19 protein-coding genes are annotated in these 19023 nt (G+C 66.6%); 10 read left to right on the top strand and 9 right to left on the bottom strand.

Features of this window, described 5'->3' with window-relative positions; genetic code table 11:
- Positions 1–215: 215 nt before the first annotated feature.
- Complete coding sequence (locus K7711_RS41820) at positions 216–1457, top strand: acyl-CoA dehydrogenase family protein (RefSeq protein ID WP_222977724.1); 1242 nt, start codon at positions 216–218, stop codon at positions 1455–1457.
- A gap of 130 nt (positions 1458–1587) precedes the next feature.
- Here the strand turns inward: K7711_RS41820 and K7711_RS41815 are convergent, their stop codons facing one another.
- Together K7711_RS41815 and K7711_RS41810 are read right to left on the bottom strand one after the other, a co-directional pair.
- Positions 1588–1839, bottom strand: a complete 252-nt coding sequence (locus K7711_RS41815) for a hypothetical protein (RefSeq protein WP_222977723.1) — start codon at positions 1837–1839, stop codon at positions 1588–1590.
- A gap of 280 nt (positions 1840–2119) precedes the next feature.
- Positions 2120–2656 (bottom strand): TetR/AcrR family transcriptional regulator, encoded by a 537-nt coding sequence (locus K7711_RS41810; protein ID WP_235748623.1) that lies wholly within the window; start codon positions 2654–2656, stop codon positions 2120–2122.
- Between the two features lie 136 nt (positions 2657–2792).
- Between K7711_RS41810 and K7711_RS41805 the strand changes: the two genes are divergently transcribed.
- A complete protein-coding gene (locus K7711_RS41805; RefSeq protein ID WP_222977720.1) occupies positions 2793–3761 on the top strand; it encodes a zinc-binding dehydrogenase in 969 nt (322 codons plus the stop codon).
- Positions 3762–3799: 38 nt separating this feature from the next.
- On the opposite strand, the gene K7711_RS41800 is transcribed toward K7711_RS41805, so the two are convergent.
- Positions 3800–4480 carry a hypothetical protein gene (locus K7711_RS41800; RefSeq protein ID WP_222977718.1) on the bottom strand — a complete coding sequence of 227 codons (681 nt, stop codon included), beginning with the start codon at positions 4478–4480 and terminating at the stop codon, positions 3800–3802.
- Between the two features lie 223 nt (positions 4481–4703).
- Here K7711_RS41800 and K7711_RS41795 point away from each other — a divergent pair, with 223 nt between their 5' ends.
- The 7 genes from K7711_RS41795 (at position 4704) to K7711_RS41765 (ending at position 13775) form a co-directional block, all read left to right on the top strand.
- The gene (locus K7711_RS41795) at positions 4704–5273 is read left to right on the top strand and encodes a dihydrofolate reductase family protein (RefSeq protein WP_222977716.1); all 570 of its coding nucleotides are present in this window, start codon (positions 4704–4706) and stop codon (positions 5271–5273) included.
- A gap of 14 nt (positions 5274–5287) precedes the next feature.
- On the top strand, positions 5288–5641 hold the full coding sequence (locus K7711_RS41790; protein ID WP_222977714.1) for a YciI family protein: 354 nt from the start codon (positions 5288–5290) through the stop codon (positions 5639–5641).
- A 13-nt stretch (positions 5642–5654) separates the two neighbouring features.
- On the top strand, positions 5655–6947 hold the full coding sequence (locus K7711_RS41785) for an RNA polymerase sigma factor (protein ID WP_222977713.1): 1293 nt from the start codon (positions 5655–5657) through the stop codon (positions 6945–6947).
- Positions 6948–7117: 170 nt separating this feature from the next.
- Positions 7118–8770, top strand: coding sequence for an acyl-CoA synthetase (locus K7711_RS41780; RefSeq protein WP_222977711.1), 1653 nt, complete (start codon positions 7118–7120; stop codon positions 8768–8770).
- A gap of 147 nt (positions 8771–8917) precedes the next feature.
- A complete protein-coding gene (locus tag K7711_RS41775; protein ID WP_222977709.1) occupies positions 8918–10576 on the top strand; it encodes an acyl-CoA synthetase in 1659 nt (552 codons plus the stop codon).
- A gap of 57 nt (positions 10577–10633) precedes the next feature.
- Positions 10634–11212: a hypothetical protein gene (locus tag K7711_RS41770; RefSeq protein WP_222977708.1), complete on the top strand. Its 579-nt coding sequence runs from the start codon at positions 10634–10636 to the stop codon at positions 11210–11212.
- 691 nt (positions 11213–11903) lie between these two features.
- Entirely contained in the window at positions 11904–13775 is a 1872-nt protein-coding gene (locus K7711_RS41765; protein WP_308015192.1) for a PepSY-associated TM helix domain-containing protein, read from the top strand.
- A gap of 319 nt (positions 13776–14094) precedes the next feature.
- On the opposite strand, the gene K7711_RS41760 is transcribed toward K7711_RS41765, so the two are convergent.
- The 4 genes from K7711_RS41760 to K7711_RS41745 form a co-directional block, all read right to left on the bottom strand.
- On the bottom strand, positions 14095–14712 hold the full coding sequence (locus tag K7711_RS41760) for a maleylpyruvate isomerase family mycothiol-dependent enzyme (RefSeq protein ID WP_222977707.1): 618 nt from the start codon (positions 14710–14712) through the stop codon (positions 14095–14097).
- On the bottom strand, positions 14709–15209 hold the full coding sequence (locus K7711_RS41755; protein WP_222977706.1) for an SRPBCC family protein: 501 nt from the start codon (positions 15207–15209) through the stop codon (positions 14709–14711). The genes K7711_RS41760 and K7711_RS41755 overlap by 4 nt, the downstream gene beginning before the upstream one ends.
- On the bottom strand, positions 15206–15541 hold the full coding sequence (locus tag K7711_RS41750; protein ID WP_222977705.1) for an ArsR/SmtB family transcription factor: 336 nt from the start codon (positions 15539–15541) through the stop codon (positions 15206–15208). The genes K7711_RS41755 and K7711_RS41750 overlap by 4 nt, the downstream gene beginning before the upstream one ends.
- Before the next feature lie 63 nt (positions 15542–15604).
- On the bottom strand, positions 15605–15922 hold the full coding sequence (locus K7711_RS41745) for an alpha/beta hydrolase fold domain-containing protein (protein ID WP_222977699.1): 318 nt from the start codon (positions 15920–15922) through the stop codon (positions 15605–15607).
- Between K7711_RS41745 and K7711_RS41740 the strand changes: the two genes are divergently transcribed.
- On the top strand, positions 15872–16144 hold the full coding sequence (locus tag K7711_RS41740; protein ID WP_235748622.1) for a helix-turn-helix domain-containing protein: 273 nt from the start codon (positions 15872–15874) through the stop codon (positions 16142–16144). The genes K7711_RS41745 and K7711_RS41740 overlap by 51 nt on opposite strands.
- Before the next feature lie 222 nt (positions 16145–16366).
- Here the strand turns inward: K7711_RS41740 and K7711_RS41735 are convergent, their stop codons facing one another.
- Complete coding sequence (locus K7711_RS41735) at positions 16367–17863, bottom strand: HNH endonuclease signature motif containing protein (protein WP_222977697.1); 1497 nt, start codon at positions 17861–17863, stop codon at positions 16367–16369.
- A gap of 569 nt (positions 17864–18432) precedes the next feature.
- Positions 18433–19011 (bottom strand): TetR/AcrR family transcriptional regulator, encoded by a 579-nt coding sequence (locus tag K7711_RS41730; RefSeq protein ID WP_222977695.1) that lies wholly within the window; start codon positions 19009–19011, stop codon positions 18433–18435.
- Positions 19012–19023: the final 12 nt, after the last annotated feature.

Below are 19023 nucleotides of genomic sequence, written 5' to 3'. Positions count from 1 at the left end.
CTCCGCTCCGCTCCGGCGGGGCCACGGCCCTCCAAGGGCCGATTCTTCCCTCCCTCCGCTCCCCCGCTTCGCTCCTCCGCTCCGCTCAGTCCAGAATCGACCCGGGCCGCGGCCTCGGAGCTGGTGTTGTCCGGGGTCAGCGAACCGGGTGCGACCCCCCACCGGTGTCGTGCGGGTAGTCCCGCGACCCCCATCCCCTTGATGGAGCCGAATCCATGATCAACCTCGAACTGCCCAAGAAGCTGCGGGCCAGCGCCAATCAGGCCCACCAGGTCGCGGCGGAGATCTTCCGCCCGGCCTCGCGCAAATACGATCTCGCCGAACACGAGTACCCGGTCGAGCTGGACACCATGGCCGCCATGGTGGAGGGCCTGGCCGACTCCGGCACGCAGGACATCTCCGGCGCGACCGGCGGCCGCAAATCGGAGACCAAGACGGACGGCGAGGCCGACTCGCACGCCACCGAGCTGCTCGGAAACTCCAACGGCGGCAATATGTCCGCGCTGCTCAACGCCCTCGAAACCTCCTGGGGCGATGTGGGCCTGATGCTCTCGATCCCCTATCAGGGCCTGGGTAACGCCGCCATCGCCGCGGTCGCCACCGACGAGCAGCTCGAGCGCTTCGGCAAGGTGTGGGCCGCGATGGCCATCACCGAACCCTCGTTCGGCTCCGACTCGGCCGCGGTGACCACCACCGCCACCCTCGACGGTGACGAGTGGGTGCTCAACGGCACCAAGATCTTCGTCACCGCCGGTTCGCGCGCCACCCACATCGTGGTGTGGGCCTCGGTCGACCGCAGCAAGGGTCGCGCGGCCATCAAATCCTTCGTGGTGCCGCAGGGCGCGCCGGGCCTCACCATCGCCCGGCTCGAGCACAAGCTCGGCATCAAGGCGTCCGACACCGCCGAACTGCGGCTCGAGGACTGCCGGATTCCGAAGGACAACATCCTGGGCAGCCCGGAAGTCAACGTGGAGAAGGGTTTTGCCGGGGTCATGCAGACCTTCGACAACACCCGCCCGCTGGTCGCCGCGATGGCCATCGGCGTCGGCCGCGCCGCGCTCGAGGAGCTGCGCACCATCCTGACCGAGGCCGGTGTGGAGATCTCCTACGACACCCCCGCGATGAACCAGCACGCCGCCGCCGCGGAATTCCTTCGGCTCGAAGCCGATTGGGAGGCCGCGTATCTGCTGGCGCTGCGCGCGGGCTGGATGGCCGACAACAAGAAGCCCAACTCGCTCGAGGCCTCCATGTCCAAGGCCAAGGCCGGCCGGATGGGCACCGACGTCACCCTCAAGGCGGTCGAACTGGCCGGCGCCCTGGGCTATTCGCAGCGCACCCTCTTGGAGAAGTGGAGCCGCGACTCGAAGATCCTGGACATCTTCGAAGGCACCCAGCAGATCCAGCAGCTCATCGTCGCCCGCCGTGTGCTGGAACTGAGCAGCACCGAGCTGAAATAGGCTGTCGCACAGCAAGGAACCGGCGCATGGTCTTCGTGACCCGCGCCGGTTCTTTCGCTGCGGAGTAGGTTGCGCCGATCATGATGCGTTCTCGGCCAACAGAATCCAGCGCCCGATGCGGTAGCCGGAGTCAGTCCGGTGACCGTATCGACGCGGAGTCATCGACCGGGCCGTCCACCGCTGTCTCCTCGGCGGCAGTCGAATCGGCGACGGACTCGGATGCCGACCGGGATTTTCGCTGCGCGATCGCAACGCCGAGCAGGCACAGGATTCCGCCGAGCAGGGCCAGGGCGGGCGGGAACTCACCGAGCGTGGGCCACGCCAGCGGCACGGTCAGGGACGGCACGACGTACGTTGTCGCGGCCAGGCGCCCCACCGGCATATGAGCCACCCCAATTCACCACTGCCGCAAGGTTTTCCGCCGAGGCATGACCCACGTCGGTCACCAACTGGCCGCTGCAGGGCAGGCAGGCGATCGCACCGATCGCACTGGCGTATGCGGTGACCTGCACGTACCGCGTAGCACAGATGCTCACCGTCCTCGGCGAAGACGGCGGGACCGTCGGTACCGGCCGGCACCGGCAGATCGGTGCGCCAGATCTCCTCGGCCGGAAAGTCATTCCCGCCGGCCATATGGGTGGTCAGACGTGGCGCGCGCGCCCTCACTGCGCGGCTTCGCCGAGCACCGCTCCGATGAGGCGGGCGGATCGGTCGGCGATCTCCTCGGGCGGGCAGGGGCGGTCGCGTTCGAGCCACCAGACGATCGATTGGACGAACATCGCGGAGATGACGCTGGGGACCAGGGCATCGGGTTGCCTGCCGGGGAGGTGCGCGGTGGACATGGCGGCCAGCGCCGAGCGCATCCGGTCGGCGAACCACGGGCTGCCCTTGCGCCCGAGCAACGCGCCGTAGAGCCGGTGGTAGGCGTCGATGTGCCGGAAGAAATCGGCCCAGCGTTCCCGGGACGTCCGGGTGTCGTCACCACCCGCGGTCATCTCGGCCATGGCCTCGTCGAAGATCTGCTCGACCAGCTCGTACTTGTCCCGATAGTTCCGGTAGAACGCGGCACGGCTGATCATGGCGCGCGAGGTCAGCTCCCCCACGGTGACGCGATCGAATCCGCGCTCCTCGATCAGGTCGACCAGTGCCTCCCGCAGCAGGGCGCGAGTGCGGCGCACGCGCACATTCGGTCGAGACAATTCTCGTTCTCCGTCTCGTTCGGGACAGTGTCGGTGATGTGGTTCTTGTGGGCCCGATCCTCGCGATCGGACACTGCACTGGTCGTTTCGAACGAGACAACCTGTCTCGTTCCGTACCGAGTGTAGGAGTAACGCTATGCGGGCTGTGCAGGTCACCCGATTCGGCGGACCGGAGGTGCTGACCATCGATGACGTCGCGGATCCGACGCCGGATGCGGGACAGATCCTGGTCGAGGTCGACCTCGCGGGAGTCGCCTACGGGGATGTGATCGTGCGCTCGGGGCGGTATCCGCTGCCACTGCCCTGGACGCCCGGACTCGAGGTCGGCGGCCGGGTGATCGCGGTCGGTTCCGACGCGGACCGCGATCTGATCGGCAGGACCGTCGTCGCGACCACGGTCGGACAACGCGGCGGATATGCCGAGCGGGCGATCGTCTCGGCGGACTACACGTTCCCGCTGCCGGACGGCCTGCCGCTCGATATCGCGCTGACGGTGTTCCAGGCCGGTGCGGTGGCGCGGGGCCTGCTTGCCGAGATGCGGGTCGGCAGTTCCGACATCGTGCTGATCACCGCTGCGGCGGGGCGTATCGGTTCACTGCTGGTCCAGTTGGCGAAGTCGGCGGGAGCCACTGTCATCGGCGCCGCGAGCGGTGAGAAGTCCGCTGCTGTAAGGGATTTCGGAGCCGATCATGCGCTCGACTACGGTCTCGCCGAATGGCCTTATCGGGTCCGGGAACTGACCGGCGGCCGGGGCGTGGACGTGGCGCTCGACGCGATCGGCGGCGAGACCGCCCAGCAGGCGCTGACGGCCGTCGCGGACGGCGGCGGCCGAATCGGCTTGTACGGCTTCGCATCCGGCCGCTGGCCGGACCTGGATGCCCGAACGCTCGCCAGTCGCGGACTGACGGTCTCGGGCCCGCTGGGTGCGGTCGTCCGCAAGTCCGATGCCGAACAGCGGGACGACGCCGCACAGGCGCTCGCGGCGGCGGCTCGCGGCGAGCTGACGCCGCGGATCCACGCTCGATTCCCCCTGGCGCAGGCCGCTGCGGCGCACCGCGAGATCGAACAACGTCACTCGATCGGCGCTGTGCTCATCACGGGCTAGATTCCCTTGTCCCGCAGGCTCTTAGACTGCGACGGGTTTCAGCAGCCGTAGAGCTTGCCGATGCCCTCGGTGGGCGATTTCTCGCTCAGGCAACCGAACGGGAGGATGCCCGCGTCGCTGATCCGGACCGCGGACTTGGTGGACTTGTCCTCGCAGATCAATCCGCTGGAATCCATGCGGCAGGTGTAATCGCCTGCGGCGATCCGTGATCCGTAGGGAAGCTGGTTACCGTAGCCGCGCACGAACGGGCCCGGATCGCCGTGCATGGAGCCCACCGATGCCTTGGTACCGGTGAAGTCGATCCAGTTGGCCACGAACTCGCCCTCGCCGCTGCGGGCCGGCTGGGCCGGCGGATTCTTCAGATCGACCAGGCAGTACAGGCCCGGCATACCTTCCTCGGAATCGCTGGTGCACTTGATCTTTCCGGTCGGGCTGTTGAAGGCGACGTCGCCGTCCTTCAACGGGGTGGTCGTACCGTCCTGGGTCGTCGCGGTGGCGTATTTCGCCGCGTCGGCGGCGCGTCCTTCGTGAACCCATGCATCGACCGCGGCGAAGGATGCCCCCTGCCCCGGCGCGTCACCGGACGACGCGGTGGTCGAGGTGGCAGACGAGGCGGAGGTGGCCGACTCGGTCGGCGCAACGGTGTGCGCGTGCTGATCGGTTGCGGTCGAACAGCCCGCCACCAGAAGTACGAGCACTGTCAATGCCGCGATACGCATACCGCCCACCCTAGGGGCACAGGACCATCCGCGCGAAAGCGCCGCGCGGCGCAGCGAAGCTGTCGTACCCCCCTGCCATGCTGGAGCGACCGAGGGGCGGCGGATCGAAAAGAGATCCGACACATATGGGTTCGGGAGACCGTTCGTGTCGATTTCGGGGATGTTCGTTCGACGGGTAGGTGAAGGGGCCGAAAGACGGCCGCACAACCGGAAGGACAACAGCATGCGCAAGCTCGTGGCGTTCGAGCATCTCACCCTGGACGGCTTCGCCTCGTCCAGGCAGGGCACGGGATTCGAATGGACCCACCGTGCCTACAGCGCGGAGCTCGCCGAGTACGCAGCTCATATCCAGGCCGATTTCGATACCGCCGTCTACGGACGCGAGACCTACCTCGGGATGTACGGCTACTGGGCGAACCAGCCCAACGAGGAGAGTTCGCCGCAGGAGCGGGCACATGCGGAATGGGTGAACGCGGTCGACAAGATCGTCTGCTCGACCACGCTGGAGTCGGCCGAGTGGAACAACACCAGGCTGATCACCGGACATCTCGCCGAGGAATTCTCGCAGCTCAAAGCCGAATCCGGCGATACGATCGCAATCTACGCCAGCCCGAAGCTGGTGCACTCGTTCCTCGATCTGGGCCTGATCGACGAGTTCCGGATCGTCGTGCACCCGGTGGTCATCGGTTCCGGAACTCCCCTCTTCCCGGACAAGACAGCACTGGACCTGGAACTGATCGAATCGAAATCGTTCGAATCCGGCGCGGTGTACCTCCGCTACCGGACCGCCTGAGCAAAGGACATCGGATGCGTCACCTACTTCTGATCCGCCTCGATCCGGCAGCCCAACCGGTCCAGGGCCCGGATCCCGCGCTCGCCGAGGATATGGGCAAGCTGATCGAGGAAATGACCAAGGCGGGTGTCCTGCTGGACACCGCCGGACTGCGGCCACTCGACGAGTCGACGCGGATTCGGCTCGCCAGCGGCGAACTCACCGTCCTGGACGGGCCGTTCACCGAATCCAAGGAGATGATCGGCGGCTACTGCCTGCTGCAGACCCGCTCGCGGGACGAGGCAGTGGAATGGGCCTCCCGGTTCCTGCGCGTGCACGGACCGGAGTGGACGATGGAGATCGAGGTCAGACAACTGGATCAGCAATGAGCCGACACCGACGATGAACAGTGAGCCCGCGCCCGCCCGACGGGCGGTCGAGGCCGCCTGGCGGATCGAATGGCCGCAACTGGTGGCCGGGCTGACCCGCGTCGTCGGCGATATCGACACTGCCGAGGAATTCGCCCAGGATGCCCACGTGGCGGCGCTGGAACAGTGGCCGCGCGAGGGCGTTCCGGCGAATCCGGGCGGCTGGCTCATGTCTGTGGCGAAGCGTCGTGCGATCGACCGGTTCCGGCGTGATGCGACCTTCGCCCGCAAACTGGCTCTGCTCGGACGAGATCTCCTCGACGAGCAGAGGTCGGGATTTCCCGGTGCCGACGCGAATATCGGCACCGGGATATCCGATGACATGGTGCGCATGATCTTCACGACCTGTCATCCCGCACTCCCCCGCCAGGCGCGCGTCGCGCTGACCCTGCGGATGGTCGGTGGCTTGACGACCGAGGAGATCGCGCGCGCCTACGTGGTGACCAAATCGACTGCGGCACAACGGATCGTCCGCGCGAAACGCATCATCAAGACACTCCGGATCCCCTACGAGGTTCCGGAGGAGAGCGAGCTCGCCCCGCGCGTGGACGCCGTACTCGAGGTGATCTATCTGATCTTCAACGAGGGCTACACCGCCACCTCCGGCGAGGATTGGATGCGTGGCGAACTCTGCGACGACGCCCTGCGCCTGGCGCGCATCCTGACCGCCCTGCTGCCGACCGAACCGGAGGTGCACGGCCTGGCGGCGCTGCTCGAATTGCAGGCGTCCCGGCTCGACGCCCGCAGCGACGCGGCCCGCCGCCTGGTGCCACTGCCCGATCAGGACCGCTCGCGCTGGGACCAACTGCTGATTCGCCGCGGATTCGCCGCACTCGGACGAGCGCATGCGACCGCCCGGCAACGCGGAGCGCCGCCCGGCCCCTACGCGCTACAGGCCGCCATCGCCGCCGCACACGCCTCGGCCCGCACCCCCGAGGACACCGACTGGCAGCGCATCGCCGGACTGTATGCGATTCTGGCCCAACGCTTTCCGTCCCCCGTCGTCGAACTCAACCGCGCCGTGGCCATCACCATGGTGCACGGCCCCACGGCCGGACTCGAACTCGTCGACGCCGTCGAAGAGACCGGCATGCTGGACAGTTACCACCTGTTGCACGCGGTCCGCGCCGATCTGCTCGCCCGGCTCGGCCGCAACGCCGAAGCGCGCCGCGAATTCATCCGCGCCGCGGAACTCACCGGGAACGCCGCCGAACAGTCACATCTGCGCGCACGCGCCGAGGACTGCGCGAAACCCGATTCGGGGTAGCTCTCCGCCCCCAGAGATCGTCGCCCTGCCGACAACCGGCGGCTCCGGTTTCACACCTGGCACAGTTGGCCGAATTTCTGCATCCCGCGCCAGTTCCGGCTGCTACCGTCCACAGCACCCGGTCGGTAGGCGTGCGGGTTCGCACGGTATGCGCATGGAGGTGGTCGCAGATGACTTCGGTTCTGGAACAGTTGCAGCGCAAGGTGATTCACTCGGTCGAGGCGATCCGCGGTATCAACGTCCTGCGGGAGCGCGGCATCATCGATATCGGCAATCTGCAGGAGACGCTGCGGACCGCCCAGGAGGGCGCGGTCCTGGGCTCGCAGGCGACCGCGGTGCGTCATGCGGCACGGCTGTGGCCCGAGCGCACGGCGGTGGTGGACGAGCGCGGCTCGATGACCTACCGACAGCTCGACGAGCAGTCCACCGCCCTCGCGCGGGGCCTGCAGGGAATGGGCATCACGCCGGGCACGGTGATCGCGATTCTGGCCCGGGACCACCACGGGCTGATGCTGGCGATGGCCGCGGCAGGCAAGACCGGTGCGCGGGTCGCGCTGATGAACACCGGTTTCGCCAAACCGCAGTTCGCGCAGGTGTGCGAGCGGGAGAAGGTCAAGGCGGTGCTGCACGACAGCGAATTCGTCGGCCTGCTCGACGCCCTGCCCCCGGAGCTGCCGCGGGTCCTCACCTGGGTGGACGAGGGCCACGAAATCCCCTCCGGCGCAACAACTATCGAACAGCTCATCGAGGCGAACCCGACCGACGAACTGCCGCTGCCGGAGAAGGTCGGCGGCTTCGTCATCCTCACCAGCGGCACCACCGGCCTGCCCAAGGGCGCGCCGCGCGGCAAGATCTCGCCGATGGCGACGGTCCAGGTGGTCGACCGGATCCCGTTCCCCCGCCAGGGCACCGCGATGATCGTGTCGCCGATCTTCCACAGCACCGGCCAGGCCACCTGGCTGGTCGCGGTCGCACTGGGCAATACCGTCGTCACCACGCGCCGGTTCGACGCCGAGGACACCCTGCGCAAGATCGCCGAACACCGGGTGCAGATGCTCGTGGCGGTGCCGACGATGTTGCACCGCATGGTCGAACTGAATCCCGAGATCCGCAAGAAGTACGACCTGACCTCGTTGAAGTCGATCGTGCTCGCCGGTTCGGCGCTCTCGCCCGAACTGACCGTGCGGGCCACCGAGGCGTTCGGCCACGTCCTGCACAACCTCTACGGCTCCACCGAATGCGCCGTCGCGACCGTGGCCCAGCCGCAGGATCTGGCGATCGCACCCGGCACCGCGGGGCGCGCGCCGGTCACCTGCGAGGTGGTGCTGTTCGACGACGACGGCCACCGCATCCACGACACACACGTCACCGGACGCATCTTCATTCGCTCCGGCTCACCCTTCGAGGGCTACACCGACGGGCGGCACAAGCAGATCATCGACGGCTACATGTCCTCCGGCGACGTCGGGCATTTCGACGAGCACGGCCTGCTGTTCGTGGACGGCCGCGACGACGACATGATCGTCTCGGGCGGTGAGAACGTCTTCCCGCAGGAAGTGGAGAACCTGCTGCTGGAACGTCCCGACGTCTTCGACGCCGCGGTGGTCGGGGTGGACGATGTGGAATTCGGGAAGCGGTTGCGCGCGTTCGTGGTCGCCGAGCCGGGCAGCACGCCCGACGCAGAGGAGATCAAGGCCTATGTGAAAGGCACGCTCGCGCGCTACAAGGTGCCGCGCGAAGTGATCTTCCTCGACGAACTCCCCCGCAACACAACGGGCAAGCTCCTGCGTCGTGAACTGGTCGAGTATCGGATCACAGAGTAGGCCCGGCCGGACCTGTTGGAGGTACCGTCGGTAACAGAGACGCTAACCACATACGAGCAGGTCTGCTTGCTAGTGTTAGCACGCACTGGATCTCGATGTTGCGGTCAGCCCGGCCCAGGTCAGGCGGGATCGCGGAAGGTTGTACCTATGTCAGCTGTCCTTCCGTCGGCAAGCACCACCCTCCGCAAGGTCGGGGATTTGGCTCTGGGGGCCAACACGATGCGCAGGCGCGGGCTGTTCAACCCGTTGCGCCTCGATCATGCGGTGCGCTCGGTCGTCGCGATCGGCAAGTACGGCCCGTTCGCGGGCGTGGTCGTGCATTCCGCGCAGACCCGCCCGAACTCCCCGGCGATCGTCGACGAGCGCGGTGAGCTGACCTTCGGCGAACTCGACCGGCAGTCGAATGCGCTGGCACGGGCGCTGACTGCGCAGGGCATCGGTGAGGGCGACGTGATCGCGGTGCTGGCCCGCGACCATCGCGGCCTGGTGCTGACGCTGCTGGCCACCGGCAAGTTGGGCGTGCGCGCGGTGCTGATGAACACCGGATTCGCCAAGCCGCAGTTCGCCGACGTGGCCGCGCGCGAGAAGGTCAAAGCGGTCCTGCACGACAGCGAATTCGTCGATCTGATGAGCGCGATCCCGGATTCCGTGCCGCGCATCCTGACCTGGTCCGACGAGAAGGACGGCGTCGACGCGTCGGTGCCGACGCTCGATTCGCTGATGGCCGATCAGTCCGACGATCCGGTGAAGCTTCCGGCCAAGCCGGGCGGGATGGTGATCCTGACCAGTGGCACCACCGGCACTCCGAAGGGTGCGCCGCGAGACAAGGTGAGCCCGTTCATCTCCGCGCAGCTGGTCGATCGGATTCCGGTGCCGCGCGACGGCACGATCCTGATGGCCGCGCCGATCTTCCACGCCACCGGCCTGTCGCAGTTCACCATCGGCCTGGCGCTGGGCAACCGAATCGTGTTCCAGCAGAGGCGCTTCGATCCAGAAGCGACACTGGCCAATATCGAGAAGTTCCGGGCCGAGGAACTGGTCGTGGTGCCGACGATGTTGCAGCGCATGCTCGATCTGCCCGCCGACATCCTGGGCAAGTACGACATGTCCTCGCTGAACGTCATTTTCGCGGCCGGTTCGGCGATCCCGCCGGATGTGGTCACCCGCAGCCTGGACTACTTCGGCGACTCCCTCTACAACGTGTACGGCTCCACCGAATGCGCCGTGATCACCGTGGCCACCCCGCCGGAGCTGCGCCGCGCGCCCAACACCGCGGGCAAGTCGCCGGTGGGCATCCGTGTCGCGCTGTACGACGAGCAGCGCAAGCGGGTCACCGAGCCGAATGTGACCGGCACGATCTTCATCGAGAACCCGCACTCGTTCAAGGCGTACACCGACGGCCGCACCAAGGAGACCGTCGACGGCATGATGTCCAGCGGTGACGTCGGCCACTTCGACGAGACCGGTCTGCTGTTCATCGATGGCCGCGACGACGACATGATCGTCTCCGGCGGTGAGAACGTCTTCCCGCAGGAGGTCGAGCATCTGCTCGCCGACCGGGCCGACGTGCTGGAGGCCGCGGTGATCGGCGTGGACGACCGCGAATTCGGAAAACGCTTGCGCGCGTTCGTCGTTCCCGGTCCGGACTCCAAGCGCGACGTGCAGGAGATCAAGGATTACGTCAAGTCGAACCTGGCTCGGTACAAGGTGCCGCGCGAGGTGATCTTCCTGGACGAACTCCCGCGCAATGCCACCGGAAAGCTGCTGCGCAAGCCGCTGGCGGAAATGGACGTCCCCGCCGAGTAGCACGGTCGGCGCCGCCTCACCGACGGTTCGGCGGCGCCGCCTCGGTATCATCTTCGGGTGATCCTCGCCCCCGGCCGATCCCCGGCCCGCGATTCGGCTGCGGCGCAACAGCGCCGGAGCGCGGTCGCGCGGCTGCGCGGGGGATCGGCCGGAGCCGTCTCCGGCGCGCTGGCCATCGGGGCGCACGGCTGGGCTGCCGGAGCCATGCCCCTGCAGTCGCGCACGCTACTGCTGCTCGTCGCCGCCTGCGCGGTGGTGGGCGCTCTGGTGACAGGTCTGCGCTCCCTGCGCACCACCCGAACCGGCCTGGTCACGGCCTTGATCGGCGGACAACTGCTGGGCCATGCGGCGATGTCCGTGGACATGCTCGACATGCCGCATCCGGGTTCGCTGTGGAGGCCGGCGATGCTCGCCGCGCACGTCGCGGCCGCATGCGCCGCATCCGTCGTGATCCACGGCGCGGAGGCCGCCTACCGAATCCTCATCTCCGCACTGTCCCGTGCACTGCCGCTGCTGGTTCGCCCGCCCGCGGCCGCTCCCCCGTCGCCGCTGCCGATCGCGCACCGCGACCGCGTCATCCACCGGATCTTCGCCGCAGACTCCTGCCGGACTCGCGGCCCACCGCTGCCTGCCTGATCCCACATTCATCCATACACCCGTGCGCGCGAACATCTTTCGCGCGTTTCGCAGCACACCGATGACCGACCGGCCACTTGCCGACGGCCCCGATCATCGTGTCGCAGGGTGAATCCTCGCACCACACAAGTGGATCGACGTACGTCGCACCGGATCGGTTGGCGGACAGACGCTCAGGCGTGCCTGGCACCCGCCGATCGACGCAGCAGCACCGCACCGCCTGTCGCGCGGAATCACCGACGGAATGCCTTGTCATTCCAAGTCGGTGGCTGTGGCGAATTCAGGACGGGCACTGTCGAATCGGTCGGATCATCACCTGGCAGCAGCAATGCCTGCCTAGTGAGATTCAACCGGAGTGGCACAGCGTGACGGAGAGTCCGGCACGACGCCGCCGCCTCGGACACTGTCCGGCGTGATCGTCGAGCATCCGCCGAGGCACCGCCGATCGGAGCTGTCGGACCGGAACGACCGTGCGTCGCGGACTTTCGATACGAGTCCGACCGGACTGCTGCCGAGTCTCGTCGATCCGGCGTCCCCCGGGACCTCGCCGTGTGGTGTCTGACGAACGTGCCTGCCGGAACGCTCATCAGAGGAGAAGGCGTCCGCATATGAGGGGCGGACGTCCTCGCACACCGAGGACTCACCCGGACAGCAGCGCATCCACGGGTGGCAGCCAACCAGGAGCAACGCCGTGAGCACCACCAATCCCCCGATCCCGGACGCCACCGCCGAACCACCGGCCGAGTCGACCGCCGGCACACGTGACGATCCCGAGCCCACACCCGCCGCCGATCCGCATATCGATCAGAGCGGTTCAGCCACCACGCATATCGGCATATCGGCCGATCGCGCGGGCAGGCCGCCGACCGAGCCGTTCGACGAGTCGGCAGGCGACAGCGCAATGACCACTACGGACGCTCATCTGTTTGCTACGCCGGACGTGCCATCGAGCGGATCGGCCGACGTCTCGAGTGCCGCATCACCCGAGCAGAGCTACGGTGCGCCGATCGGCGCCCGGGACGCCGAGCCTCCAACGCCCACGGCCAACCGAATACCTGCCGAGTCTGATCGAGTTTCGCAGTCGCACAAAGGAATACCTGTCGAATCGACCGAAGGATCGGTGACCGCACAATCCGCGGAGCCGTCGGCCGGGCGGTCGAACTCGCGCGGCGCGATCACTGCGCTGACAATGCGGTTGCACTTCTATGCCGGGGTGTTCGTCGGCCCGTTCATTCTGATCGCGGCGCTCACGGGGGCGCTGTATTCGATTGCTCCGACTCTCGAGTCGATCGTGAATCACGATCTGCTGCATGTCGATTCGACCGGACCTGCGCGGCCGCTGGCGGATCAGGTGGCCACTGCCGTGGCGGCGGAGCCGAAACTCGCTCTGGCGGCTGTTGATCCGGCGCAGCACGCTGGGGATACGACCCGGGTGCTGTTCACCGATCCGTCGTTGGGTGAGTCCGAGCAACGGGCCGTGTTCGTGGATCCGGCGACCGCGAAGTCGGTCGGCGTGAGCGTGGTCTACGGCAGTACAGGCGCGTTGCCGCTGCGGACCTGGATCGATCAGCTGCACCGGAATCTGCATCTGGGACAACCGGGTCGGCTGTACAGTGAGGCGGCCGCGTCCTGGCTCTGGGTGGTCGGGCTGGCCGGACTGGTGGTGTGGATGCGCCGAGCCGGCTCGCGATACCGTGGCCTGCGACGGCTGATCTGGCCTGATCGCAGCCGCCAGGGACGCCTGCGGACGGTGAATTGGCATGCTGCCGTGGGTATGTGGGTGCTGTTGCCGCTGTTGTTCCTGTCCGCGACCGGGATGACCTGGTCCACCTATGCGGGCGCGCACGTCGATGCGCTCAGGGCGCAGTTGAGCTGGACGACGCCGTCGGTGAGCAGTGCGCTGCCGGGATCGGGTGCACAACCGAGCAGTTCGTCGAGCATGCCCGGGATGGATATGCCGGGCATGGACATGTCCGCGGGCGCCCCCGCCGCAACGCAACTATCCACCGATCGAATTGCCCAGGTGGACAAGGTTTTCGCCGTAGCACGCGGTCACCACGTCGACGGCTCGGTCGAAATCACTCTCCCCACAACGGATCACACGGCATTCATCGTGAAGGAACGCCGCATCGCCGGCTCACTCACCCAGGATGCGATCGCCGTCGACGGCGTCACCGGCGAGGTCACCGGCACCGTGCGCTACGCGGATTGGCCGCTGATGGCCAAACTCGCGAACTGGGGTATCGCCCTGCACATGGGCATGATGTTCGGCCTGGCCAACCAACTGCTGCTCCTGCTGACCATGCTCGCACTGATCACCGTCATCGTGCGCGGCTACATGATGTGGTGGCGCCGCCGCCCGCTGCGCGCGAGCCGATTCGCCCTCGGCACACCGCCACGACGCGGCGTCCTGCGCGGCATCCACCCGGCGCTGCTGACCGGTCTGGTCGTGATCGCCGCGGCCGTCGGCTGGTTCGCCCCGGCGCTCGGCATCACCCTGCTGGGCTTCCTCGTCGTCGACATCATCATCGGCCTGGTCCGGCGTCGTCGCGCTACAGCCTGATCCCACGCGCTCACCGCTGTCGGCCAACCTCACCACTCGCGTATCCGACGGTGCATGGCCGATATCGACATGCGTGCTTCGAGGTGCACCTCGAAGCACGCATGTCGGGCTTCAATTGATTCACTGCTGCCGCGATGAACCCGAATCCGGTTGCGCCACTTTCCTGTCAACCTGAGTTCGCGCACCACGATGGCGCCCGAAGGTGATCATCCGAGCGCGCAATGCCGTTCCTGCATAGTCAGATTGGGTGTTCCACTGCCCTCGACGAGCCAATTCGCCACGGTGGGACATATGGCACGCTGGCCTCGCGCTGCAACGATCACGCACCGATGCGAGCAGCCAGGATCGATTGTCCTGAGCCGGTGAGTTCGCTCAGAACGCTGGGACGGCCGGTAATCGCCAGGAGTAGCGCTTCACCGGTGCCGACAACCTCCGGCCCGGTGCCGTGTGACCAATCGATGTCGTTGGCACGCAAGCGAAGTCCACGGATTCGATGCCAGGCGCCCAGGCGCGGGTTGGGGAGGGTGGCGTCGAGAACACGGGTCAAACGATCTGTCGGGATCTGCCGTGGGATGCCCAGGGGACGGCGGATGTCCTGGTGGTGGATGGTGCCGTCGACCAGCGCGATCATGCCGCCGAATCCGGCGGTCAGTCCGCGGGGCACCAGATGTGCGTTCAGGAATTGCAGCAGACGTTCGGGGCCGAGCGAGCCGAACTCGTCGACACCGGCCTGGTTGGCGCGCACGATCCGTCCCTTGGCGAAGCGCCGGAGCAGACCCCAGCGCCCCAGTTCCTCATAACTGATCATGTGCGCCACCACATCTCGAACCCGCCAGTGCTCACAGAGGGAGGGCTGCTCCCACTGGTCGGGAGTGAGGGTGGCGAGGAATTCGGCCAGGTCCACTCGCTCGAGGCGCGCCATCTCCATATCGTTCATGCGGGATCGCCTCCCGTGGAATGATTTTCGGCGGTCTTCGCGAACAGCTCGAGCAGGGTGCTCCATCCGCCGCCCCGCTCGGCGATGGTGTGCGCGATACCCTCGCCCGCGACGAGACGATCGATGTGACGATGTTCGAGCGTCACCGCGGTCTGACCGTAATCGTCTGCGGCGAAACGTATCTCGATCTCACTGGCTCGGACGGGATCCGGGTCGAACTGCCAGTGCCCGTTGACCTGCCAGGTCACCACCAGGCGATGCGGCGGCTCCCATTCCAGCACCCGGCCCCAATCGCATTCGGCGCCGTCCACACCCCGCTCGTACCAGCGCCCACCGATGCGCGGTTCCAGAACCACATCGGCCATCTCGGACTGCCCGATGTGATATGCCGCAGGCCACCAGCTGCCGAACGATTCGGTGAAGAAGGCGAACGCCCGGTCGACCGGTAGGGCGACTGTCGCGGAGCCCTGCAGGATCGGAACGGCGGGTGTGCTCATGAGGGATTCTCCTGTTCGGGTTCGGGGATAGCCGCATCGGCGGCCTTCTGGAAAGCGGTGAGCGCGTCGTCCCAGATCCGTTGGAAATACGCCTGAATCGCGGCGAGCCCCTCCGGATTTATCCGGTATATGCGCCGTGTGCCCTCGGGCGTGGCCACCACCAATCCGCCGTCCCGCAACACCCGCAGATGTTGCGACACCGCCTGCCGGGTGATCGGCAGCGACTCCGCGAGCTCTCCCACCGACGACGGCCGCCGAGCCAGACGCTCGAAGATCGCCTGCCGCATCGGATCACCCAGAATGGCCAGATCCACATCTCTGAAAGCGGACACGAACGTAAGTGTACGCTTTCAGAGTGTGATGACAAGGGGTTCCGTATTCCGGAACGCGCCTGATCAGTCGGCCGGACCGCGGCGGATGGCACCGGCAAGTTCGGTGAGCTGACGCTGGAAGATCTCGGCGTAGAGGATCGCCTGCGAGCCATGAAAAGCGCCCGGCCACTCATGCAGTTCGACCGACACCCCGGCCTGCAGCAGGCGCAGTGCGTAGTCGATGTCCTCGTCGCGGTTCGGGCAGAATTCCGCGGACCCGACGTAGGCGGGCGGCAGCCCGGACAGATCCGTCGCGCGGGCCGGGGCAGGCACCGGATCCCTGCGAACCTGTTGCGAGACAACGCCGATATCGCAGCGATAGACCGAATCGCCTCGCGCCATGAAGATCTCGACGCCCTCGATGCCTACTGCACCACAGGCTCGCTACGTCGAGCCGCCGACCTGCTACACCTGCACCACAGCAGCGTCGCCCGCCGCCTCGAAAACCTCGGCAGAACACTGGTTTTCGACCTCACCGCCCCCGCCGGACTCATGCGCGCGGGCCTTGCACCGACGCTCTGGAGGTTGCTCCACGACGGACAGGTCGCTGGCAGCGGCCGCTGATGACCGATCTCTGCGGCTGCACCTCCTCGACGAGTCCGGCCGTACGACCGACACCGGATCGGTCACTCCGGACTCACAACCCGACGCACGCAACATCATCGGCCCACGCGAGTACCCCCGGAGGTCGAATTCCCTCCGGGTTCAGGTCGCGATACCGCCAGGTTGGCGTCACGGCCACAGACCAGACCGCAGCCTCGTCGCATTGGCGATCACGGCCCCGGTTCAGGCCGCGACACCTCCTGGTTGTCGCTCACGCAACCAACGCCGATGCGCCACACGATCCCGCTCCCGCTCTCGTTCCCGACACCGGTGAATACCCGCCACAACCTCCGCCAGCAACTCACCCGCTCGATGACGATGGTTCACTCGCGGAGTACCAGTCGGATCAATATGCCCCGGCGCGATCCACCCCGTCCGGCCAGGGAACTGTGAACCCTCGTTCAGGACAACAGTTCCCCAACCCGTCTCGGTGTCGTTGATCAGCGAATGACAGTGATCACACGCCAACACCAAATTCTCGATATCAGTCGAACCACCCTTGCTGAAATCACGCACATGATGCACCACGCACAACGACGCGGGCGCATCACACCCAGGCCGCGAACAACCACCCAACGCAGCAATCAACGAAAACCGTTGCGCGGATGAAGCCAACCGACGCATCCGACCCAAATGCAGTGGTAAACCACTGTGGTCGAACACCGCCAGATACGGGCGGGACCGCTCCGCCAACCACAACGCCTCAGTGACCGCCACCGTCCCACCGGTCGCGGTCGTCGCCACCCCGGACAGGCGCTCCACATCCTGCACCCGCATCGTCAGCACCGTGGTAACCGGAATCCCTCGATGCGAGCCGAGCTTGTCGGTATCCACCAACTCACCCAGCAACAGAGCGAACGCGTCATGAGTACGTTGGGCGGCGGTGCGGGAATCACGCTGCGCCGCAGCAGCAATCAACTCCGAATCCATACGGTCCACATCCGCACCAGGACTGGTCGGATCGTCCGGATTCCCTACCCCCGGGCGCGCGTATTTCGCGAGCACCGGATCGAGTAACGCCCGCAGGATCGGATCGATCTCGCCACTGATCGGGGACATCCCATCCGCACGCTGTCGGCCGATTCGGATACCACGCATGCGCGCACGATCGGTCTCGTCGGTGACTTTTCCGTCCGGGTCCAGATACGCCAGAATGCTGTCGCCGACCTTGCTCATATCATCAGGAGACCCGGTCTCGGCGAATTCGGTCAGGATCTGTTCCGCCGCAGCACGATCGGCTTCGTCGGCGGCGCGGGGGATCCTGGCCATCACCGCCGCGATACCCCGCGCGTGCTCCACCGAAATATCCCCGGACCGCAACGCCGCTGCCGCGCACGGTAACTCGGGCTCACGCTCCTCACCGCACAAATCACGGAACGTGCCCACCTTCGCCGCCGCGCGTACTCGTGCACCGGCTTCGGCGTTCGACAGGCGCAAGGTTTCCATCAGGAACCGTTTGATCGTCTTGGCACCCGAATCCGCCGGAATCGAGCGGGAATCCACCTCGATCAACACCCGATGCTGCACCGCAGCCAACATGCGTGCCGCACGCTCCACACCGCGGAGCAACTCCACCGTTCCAGCGTCGGACAACGGGGTCAGCGATTGTTCGACCAACTCACCTACCGCAGCCAACAACGCATCGGCTGTCGACCCTCCAATCTCCCCCATCGAATCCATGTTCGAATTCTACCGAGAAAACCACCCCGAAACACCCCGCGAATCCATGTGAAATCAGAATCTTCACCCTGGACAACTGACCCAATCATCCACGCACACACCAATTTTCAGAGAACCGCTGATCAATTCCAGTCTACGAGGACCCATGATCGCAACCGCACGACAAAACACGCACCCCAACCCGAAACCACAGCAGCACCCACCATTGCCGACAGCCCGCTGTCGCGAGCACTTCTCGACGTTGGGCACAGCGCCCCGCCCCAACGTTGCCGCGTCATAGACAACGACTGCGGTTCGATTACGAAATCTGTACCCAGCCAAATCGTCGCCCCGGCCCAGTTCACCCACAATGACGGACAGGGGACTCGAAGATCTCAGGCAGCAGAACAGGACGGAATACCCGGAGAAGCACTCACCACGCGGCGGATCGGGCCACGTAGGCGATTCGCAGGATCGCCCCTTGCCCTTGCCCTTGCCCCTTGCCCGCGCCCGCGCCCGCGCCCGCGCCCGCGCCCCGACGAGTCTGCATCGTTCAGATCAGCACCAGGGTGTTCGACTCGCCGGCTCGATCACGGTCGACTCTGGGATTCCGCTACGGCTTGCACTTCGGCGAGGGTTCGGCGGGCGAGTTCGCCGAACTCGTCGTGGTTGGCCGGGTCGCTCCAGCGCTCGTAGGCGATCTTCCAGGCGATCCCGCAGAGTTCGGCGACGACGCGGGCGGTCAGGTCGGGGACGCCGCGGCGTTCCAGCGCTTCGATCATCGACGCGGTGAGGCCCAGACCTTTGAGCGCCTCGCGTTCCCGCAGTTCCGGGTGGGCGGCGATGACCGCTTGCCGCCGGGCGGCGAACTCGCGGCGTTCCGGCGGGAAGGCTTCTCTGCCGATTACGTCCAGGGCGTGCGCCACCGCTTCGAGCGGGCCGGCTTCGGCCGGGGCCGCGGTGATTCCGTCGACGAGCAGTCCGGTCATCGTGCCGCCGCCGAACAGCACCTCCCGCTTGTCGGGGAAATGCCGGAAGAAGGTGCTCTTGGTGAGTCCGGCGCGCTCCGCGATCTCGATCACCGTCGTGTTCTCGTAGCCGCGCTCCTCGAACAGTTCGAGAGCGGCGACGACGAGTCGCTGTGATGCGTTTGGTTGCCAGCGGGCCATGCCCACATCGTA

The organism is Nocardia coffeae (assembly GCF_019890715.1).
Classification (GTDB): domain Bacteria; phylum Actinomycetota; class Actinomycetes; order Mycobacteriales; family Mycobacteriaceae; genus Nocardia; species Nocardia jiangxiensis.
This window is presented reverse-complemented; position numbering and strand designations above follow the sequence as displayed.

Excerpts from the sequence above, each read along its gene's own strand:
- K7711_RS41785 (WP_222977713.1), top strand. The coding sequence starts at position 5,655 with ATGAACAGTGAGCCCGCGCCCGCCCGACGGGCGGTCGAGGCCGCCTGG.
- K7711_RS41800 (WP_222977718.1), bottom strand. The coding sequence starts at position 4,480 with ATGCGTATCGCGGCATTGACAGTGCTCGTACTTCTGGTGGCGGGCTGT.
- K7711_RS41760 (WP_222977707.1), bottom strand. The coding sequence starts at position 14,712 with ATGAACGATATGGAGATGGCGCGCCTCGAGCGAGTGGACCTGGCCGAA.
- K7711_RS41815 (WP_222977723.1), bottom strand. The coding sequence starts at position 1,839 with ATGCCGGTGGGGCGCCTGGCCGCGACAACGTACGTCGTGCCGTCCCTG.
- K7711_RS41795 (WP_222977716.1), top strand. The coding sequence starts at position 4,704 with ATGCGCAAGCTCGTGGCGTTCGAGCATCTCACCCTGGACGGCTTCGCC.
- K7711_RS41745 (WP_222977699.1), bottom strand. The coding sequence starts at position 15,922 with ATGGCGCGAGGCGATTCGGTCTATCGCTGCGATATCGGCGTTGTCTCG.
- K7711_RS41755 (WP_222977706.1), bottom strand. The coding sequence starts at position 15,209 with ATGAGCACACCCGCCGTTCCGATCCTGCAGGGCTCCGCGACAGTCGCC.
- K7711_RS41820 (WP_222977724.1), top strand. The coding sequence starts at position 216 with ATGATCAACCTCGAACTGCCCAAGAAGCTGCGGGCCAGCGCCAATCAG.
- K7711_RS41775 (WP_222977709.1), top strand. The coding sequence starts at position 8,918 with ATGTCAGCTGTCCTTCCGTCGGCAAGCACCACCCTCCGCAAGGTCGGG.
- K7711_RS41730 (WP_222977695.1), bottom strand. The coding sequence starts at position 19,011 with ATGGCCCGCTGGCAACCAAACGCATCACAGCGACTCGTCGTCGCCGCT.
- K7711_RS41780 (WP_222977711.1), top strand. The coding sequence starts at position 7,118 with ATGACTTCGGTTCTGGAACAGTTGCAGCGCAAGGTGATTCACTCGGTC.
- K7711_RS41805 (WP_222977720.1), top strand. The coding sequence starts at position 2,793 with ATGCGGGCTGTGCAGGTCACCCGATTCGGCGGACCGGAGGTGCTGACC.
- K7711_RS41790 (WP_222977714.1), top strand. The coding sequence starts at position 5,288 with ATGCGTCACCTACTTCTGATCCGCCTCGATCCGGCAGCCCAACCGGTC.
- K7711_RS41735 (WP_222977697.1), bottom strand. The coding sequence starts at position 17,863 with ATGGATTCGATGGGGGAGATTGGAGGGTCGACAGCCGATGCGTTGTTG.